This is a genomic window from uncultured Maribacter sp. (assembly GCF_947500985.1).
Lineage (GTDB): Bacteria > Bacteroidota > Bacteroidia > Flavobacteriales > Flavobacteriaceae > Maribacter.
Map to the genome: position 1 here is coordinate 20,592 of NZ_CANMTX010000016.1, position 7,037 is coordinate 27,628.

Annotated in this window: 3 protein-coding genes; all 3 read left to right on the forward strand. The window is 38.0% G+C overall.

Annotated features, from left to right (window positions below):
* Positions 1-77: 77 nt before the first annotated feature.
* The gene (locus tag Q0871_RS18325; RefSeq protein ID WP_299326430.1) at positions 78-3,578 is read left to right on the forward strand and encodes a hypothetical protein; all 3,501 of its coding nucleotides are present in this window, start codon (positions 78-80) and stop codon (positions 3,576-3,578) included.
* Positions 3,578-4,741, forward strand: a complete 1,164-nt coding sequence (locus Q0871_RS18330; protein ID WP_299326433.1) for a gliding motility-associated C-terminal domain-containing protein — start codon at positions 3,578-3,580, stop codon at positions 4,739-4,741. Before Q0871_RS18325 ends, Q0871_RS18330 begins: the two co-directional genes overlap by 1 nt.
* 233 nt (positions 4,742-4,974) lie before the next feature.
* A partial coding sequence (locus tag Q0871_RS18335; protein WP_299326436.1) for a hypothetical protein occupies positions 4,975-7,037 on the forward strand: 2,063 nt, incomplete at its 3' end.

Genomic DNA, 7,037 nt, shown 5'->3' on the forward strand with positions numbered 1-7,037 from the left:
CAACTTATAAATAAAGCGGATTAAGAAGATAATTCTATTTTTGTTTATCACTATTTTCTCGTCTTAAGACACTAAGTATGAAAGCAATAATTTTCTTTATTTTATTTACAGTACTAGCGATACCTACCGCATTCGCACAAATTAAAATAGGAGACAACCCACAAAATATAGATGCTTCATCGGTTTTAGAGCTTGAAAGCACTTCTAAAGTATTGGTAATAACCCGTGTAACTACTTTAGAAATGGAGGCTATTACTCCGAGACAAGGTGGTATGGTCTACAATATAGATACCGAGTGTATTAATTATTTCGACGGTACGCAATGGGTTAATTTATGTGATGCCGTAAATTTTTCTATCACCAACGACCCTATTATAAATGGCAGAAGCACCATTGAAATTACCGAAACTGCAGGTAGTATTAACTTAGAAGTTGCCAAAAACAGTATTTTGGGCGATAACATTATTGATGGTGGTATAGGACCAGATGACATTCAAGACAATTCTATTACACAAGAAAAATTAGCAGCCGAATCTGTAGGTTCTAGTGAACTTAGACAAAACTCCGTAGGGTCTGAAGAGATAAGAGATGGTAGCATTGCCCCGGCAGATATAGCCAACTCTGTACCGGGACAAGTATTGACTACCGATGAAAACGGGATTGTACAATGGGAAGACTCTGACGGACTTTACGATCTAACTTTCAATAAACTAGATACTACACTAACAATTGCTAGATCTACCATTGCGGGAGTTTCAACTATTAGCTTAGGTGCTTTAATAGGTTCTGATGATCAGCAATTAGATCTTACGGCTAATATTCTTAGTATAGAGAATGACCCGAATACCATTGACTTATCTACGTATTTTCAAACCTTAAGTATCAACCCAACGACGAACGAAATAACGTTAAGTAATGGCAATACAATTACTTTACCTGCTGCAGCTGTAGAGGTTGATGGTATTGTTGGAAATGAAATTTTAAATGCTACGGATGGTACCTTGGTACGTTTTGGGGGTGGTACAGATACAAATCCTTATACCTTAGATGTAACCGCAGGTGGTATTGATACTGAAGAATTAGCAAATAATGCAGTTACCAACATTAAATTGGCAAACAACTCGGTTAGAACGGCAAACATTGTAAATGGTACTATTTCTACCCTCGATATTGCCCCGTCTGATGCTGCACCTGCAAATGCACAGATTTTATCGACTAGTACTGCGGGAACAGTTGAATGGATCGATATACCTGCTGGTACAATAGATACAGATGAGCAACAATTAACTATCGTAGGGAATCGCATATCATTAACTGATGGCGGATTTGTAGATTTACCTGCCGGAACAGTAGATACAGATGAACAACAATTATCTATCGTAGGGAATCGTATTTCGTTAACCGATGGTGGTTTTGTAGATATACCAGAAGGAAATCTAAGTTTAGACGATGGATTCATTTTCGTTGGTAACGCCGCAAGCGAGCCAACACCCGTTGCCGTAGGTGGTGATCTTACCATGAATAATATTGGCGAATTTGCAATTGAAGATGAAGCAGTAACACCTATAAAAATTGAGCCTGCACCTGGTGTATTGACGGAAGACCAAGTTTTAATCACAACTGTTGCCGGAGATGTCGAATGGGCAGATTTCCCTCCTGGTGGCGGTGGTGGTACCGACCAAGATGCTAGCGAAGTAGATTTTGCACCTAACGGCAATACAGTGAGTACGGATGTTCAAGCGGCGATAACAGAACTACAAACTGAAATCGATGGAATAACTGTTACAGGCGGTGAAACCAATACAGCCTCTAATCAAGGTGTTGCAGGAGTTCCAACTTTTATTCAAAAGAATGGCGTCGATCTTGAATTCAGAAGTATAAATGCAGGGTCTAATAAAGTAACTGTTATCGAAGATGCTATCAACAACGAAATTCTTGTCGATATAGATGATACGAACCTTACAATAACGGAAAGTCAAATTTCAGACCTGACTCATACCATTAATACCGATAACCAGATTGCATCGGCAGTTCCTTTTACTGCAGTTGGAAATACTGTTAGTACCGATGTACAAGCAGCTATTGTAGAAATTCAAACCGAAATTGATGGAATCACCATTACTGGCGAAACAAATACAGCTTCAAATCAAGGAATTGCAGGAGTTCCAGTTTTTATTCAAAAAAATGTTGCCGATCTTGAATTCAGAAGTTTAAACGCAGGATCTAATAAAGTAACTGTTATCGAAGATGCTATCAACAACGAAATTCTTGTCGATATCAATGATACGAACCTTACAATAACGGAAAGTCAAATTTCAGACCTGACTCATACCATTAATACCGATAACCAGATTGCATCGGCAGTTCCTTTTACTGCAGTTGGAAATACTGTTAGTACCGATGTACAAGCAGCTATTGTAGAAATTCAAACCGAAATTGATGGAATCATCATTACTGGCGAAACAAATACAGCTTCAAATCAAGGAATTGCAGGAGTTCCAGTTTTTATTCAAAAAAATGTTGCCGATCTTGAATTTAGAAGCGTAAATGCCGGCTCAAACAAGATTACTGTGACCGAGGATGCTGTCAACAACGAAATCCTTGTCGATATCAATGATACAAACTTAACAATTACGGAAAGTCAAATTTCAGACCTGACTCACACCATAAATACCGATAACCAGATTGCATCGGCAGTTCCTTTTACTGCTGTTGGAAATACAACAAGTACAGATGTGCAGGCGGCTATTGTAGAAATTCAAACGGAAATTGACGGATTAAATGCTGGCGATAATTTATCTAACACCAACTTAATTCAAACCGCTGATAGAACATATGATTTAGATGACAAAAATCTAACTTTTGATATTACTAATAGTGTGCTTTCTTTTGCTGGTGCAAATAGCAATGTAGGTATAGGAAATATTACTCCTCAGGATAAATTAGATGTTGATGGTCAAATTAGAGCTCGAAATGGATTTGCAGCTAATAATGGTAGTTCTGGGGCACCAAGCTTAGGGTTTTATAATGATTCCGACACAGGTATTTTTCGAGGGACTTTAGTTGATTATTTAAGATTTTCTACTGCCGGAGACGAAGCAATGATTATTGACCCTACCCAAAATATAGGTATCGGACCAACTTTTGCTACGGGTACTGCAGTTGGTGCTAGATTACACGTAGATGGCGACATCATAGCAGATGGCACAATTTCGGCTACAGGTTATATTACAGTGCCAGATTATGTTTTTCAAAAATACTTCTTGGGAAATTCTATTTTGAATCCAAATTATGAATTTTCCAACTTATCTGAAATTGAAAAATTTGTAAAAGAGAATAACCACTTACCAGGCATTAAATCTGCAAAAGAAATTAAAGAACAAGGTTTTTGGGATTTAGGAGAGGCATCTAGAGTCAACCTAGAAAAGATAGAAGAACTATTTTTGCATACTATTGAGCAAGAAAAGAAGATTAAAGAATTGCAGAGCACCAATGATAACATGAGTACAGAATTAGAGGCTTTAAAAGCTCAAATGACAGAGATTAAAACCATGTTATTAGAAAAGCAGAACGACTAATGAAAAAATACACACAAATACTTTTCTTTCTATTTGCGGCAACTATTTCTGCCCAAACAGCATTATATAATAACGGCAACTTACGTATTCACCAAGGTGGGCAAATTGGTTTTCACACCAATCTCATTAATGAATCGCCTTTAGATAATAATCTTGGTCTTGCTGGTTTTTATGGATCTGAGCTTTTGACGGTATCGGGCAATGTTACTCCGCAGTTCCATGATATGGAAATTGCCCTAGAGAACAATATGGAGCTGAATCTTGGTATGGACAATACTAATAACACCAATTTCATTTTTGGTAGTATTCTTACTCCTACTGCGCAACCAGATATATTTTACAATTTCGTAGATAATTCATTTTACAGCGGCGAAAATGACTTTAGTAAAATTGAGGGTTATGCGGCTATTACCAATCAGCAGAATTTTGGTTTCCCGGTAGGTGATGTTCAATTTCTAAGACCGTTAATTATAAATTCAGAAAGTGTCAACCTCTTTGCTAAGTGCGCTTACTTTTATGAAAACCCAAGTAACGCACCTGCACCACTTACTTCTTTTGATACCAGCGCAACCGATTTAGATGTAGAATTGGTAAATACATTCGAGTTTTGGAGGTTAGAAGGTACCGTTTCTTCAACGGTTACCTTAAGTTGGAATTTACGCAGTACTATTGAAAGTTTAACGGACAATGTAGATGAAGTAATTCCTGTAGGTTTTAGCAAAGCATTACAACAATGGGTGAATTTAGTAGGTAGTGTACCCGTAGGTACTTTAACCGAAGGTTTTGTAACCACGGAATCATTTATACCAGATGACTATGAAGCCATTACGCTTGGATCATCTAAAAGTCCTTTCGAACCTTTATCTAGAGATGTACTTTTTATAGATAATTTCTTTGTTTCTGTTAACGGAGATGGTATCAATGACAACTTTTACATTGAAGAATTAGAAGAATATGACAGTAACTTTCTTCAAATTTATGATCGCTACGGACTAAAAGTATTCGAAAAGACAGATTACGTAAATGATTTTGTCGGATTCTCTAATCTAAACAATGTGCCTTTTGGTGAAGAAAAAGGACTACCTACTGGCGTTTATTTCTATACGATTTACATTCCTGAAGGTGACTTAAATTATCAAGGCTTCTTATATCTTTCAAGATAAAAATCTTTTTTCACCAACCAAGCCTTACAAAATTTACGTAAGAATTATCTTATTTTTATTGAATTCCTACAAGAATTTAATATTATTTTAACTCGATGAAATACAAGTATAAACGTTGTACCTATAGACTTTTCTTGTTTGGCAACAAATTTGTCTAACTACACAACAAAATCTAATTTTCCTACAAAAGTCGTTCTATTTTTGTGAATGTTAACTATTCCCCTAATATTACGATGTCTACAAAAATTAAATTGCTCCTATTTTTCGTATTAATTTCCGTCTCTGCAAATGCCCAGGTTAAAATTGGCGAAAACCCGAATATTATTGATTCCGCTTCCATTGTTGAACTAGAAAGTACAGACAAAGCATTTGTATTAACTAGGCTTACAACAGCACAAATGCAAGCCATTACCCCGCTAAACGGAGCGGTAGTTTATAATACCGACACGCAATGTGTTCATTATTACAACGGATTGATCTGGACAAACCTTTGCGACGGTAATTCTTCTCCATCATTTTCATTTAACGATAACGGCGATGGCACCATTACACTTTCTGACGGAAACGGAAACAATGTAACTTTTAATGGAGCTGCACAAACTATATCTACTCTCGCAGATAATGGCGATGGTACATATACCTACACTAATGAAAACGGTTTAGAAACGGTTATTTCAATTGCAGTAACCGATAACCAAAATTTACAAACCGACAATACACCAGGGAATATTAGTATTGATAACGGTAACGCTATTGCAATCAATGTAGACGATGCAGATGCAGATGACCAAAACGAAATTCAGACTTTAGATTATACCTCGGGAGTATTAACACTATCTAACGACCCAAATGCTACAACAGTTGATTTATCAGGATTTGACCAAGATGCAGCCGATGATTTCTCAGGAAGTTTCAATGATTTAACTGACCTACCCGTAAATTTAGATACAGATGCAACGGATGATTTTAATACAGGAATCTCTTTTGACGGAACAAATTTAACCGTAACCGATGCAGGTGGCGATGTAAGTACTGATATTAGCGGACTTGCATATGACGACACTACAATAAGAGCGGATGTTGATCAAAATACTGCCGATATCGATACTTTAGAAGCGGAACAAACAACTCAGAATACTGCAATAGCTACAAACGCAACGGATATAAATACTCTTGAAGCTGAGCAAACTATACAGAATACTGCTATCGCTACAAACGCAACGGATATAAATACTCTCGAAGCTGAGCAAACTACACAAAACACTGCAATAGCTGCAAACGCAACGGATATAAATACTCTCGAAGCTGAGCAAACAACACAGAACACCGCTATAGCTACAAACGCAACGGATATAGATACTCTTGAAGCGGAACAAACTACACAAAACACCGCAATAGCTGCAAACGCTACCGATATCTCGACCAATGCAACTGCAATTGCAGCGCACAATACTGCCGATGGTGATTTAAGTGATTCTAACGAATACAATACAGGTATCAGTTTCGACGGAACGGACCTTACGGTCACGGACCTTGGTGGTGACCAAACTATCGACATTAGCGGACTTGCATATGACGACACTACAATAAGAGCGGCTGTTGACCAGAATACTGCCGATATCGATACTTTAGAAGCGGAGCAGACAACTCAGAATACCGCTATAGCTGCAAATGCTACAGATATCTCGACCAACGCAACTGCAATTGCAGCACACAATACTGCCGATGGTGATTTAAGTGATTCTAACGAATACAATACTGGTATCAGTTTCGACGGAACGGACCTTACGGTCACGGACCTTGGTGGTGACCAAACTATAGACATTAGTGGACTTGCATATGACGACACTACAATAAGAGCAGATGTTGACCAGAATACTGCCGATATCGATACTTTAGAAGCGGAGCAAACAACTCAGAATACCGCTATCGCTGCAAACGCAACCGATATAGATACTCTTGAAACGGAGCAGACAACTCAGAATACCGCTATCGCTACAAACGCTACCGATATAGATACTCTCGAAGCGGAGCAGACAACTCAGAATACTGCAATAGCTACAAACGCAACGGATATAGATACTTTAGAAGCGGAGCAGACAACTCAGAATACTGCAATAGCTGCAAACGCTACAGATATAGATACTATTGAAGCGGAGCAAACAACACAAAATACTGCAATAGCTGCAAACGCAACGGATATAGATACTCTTGAAGCTGAGCAAACAACACAGAACACCGCTATAGCTGCAAACGCAACGGATATCTCGACCAATGCAACTACAATTGCAGCGCA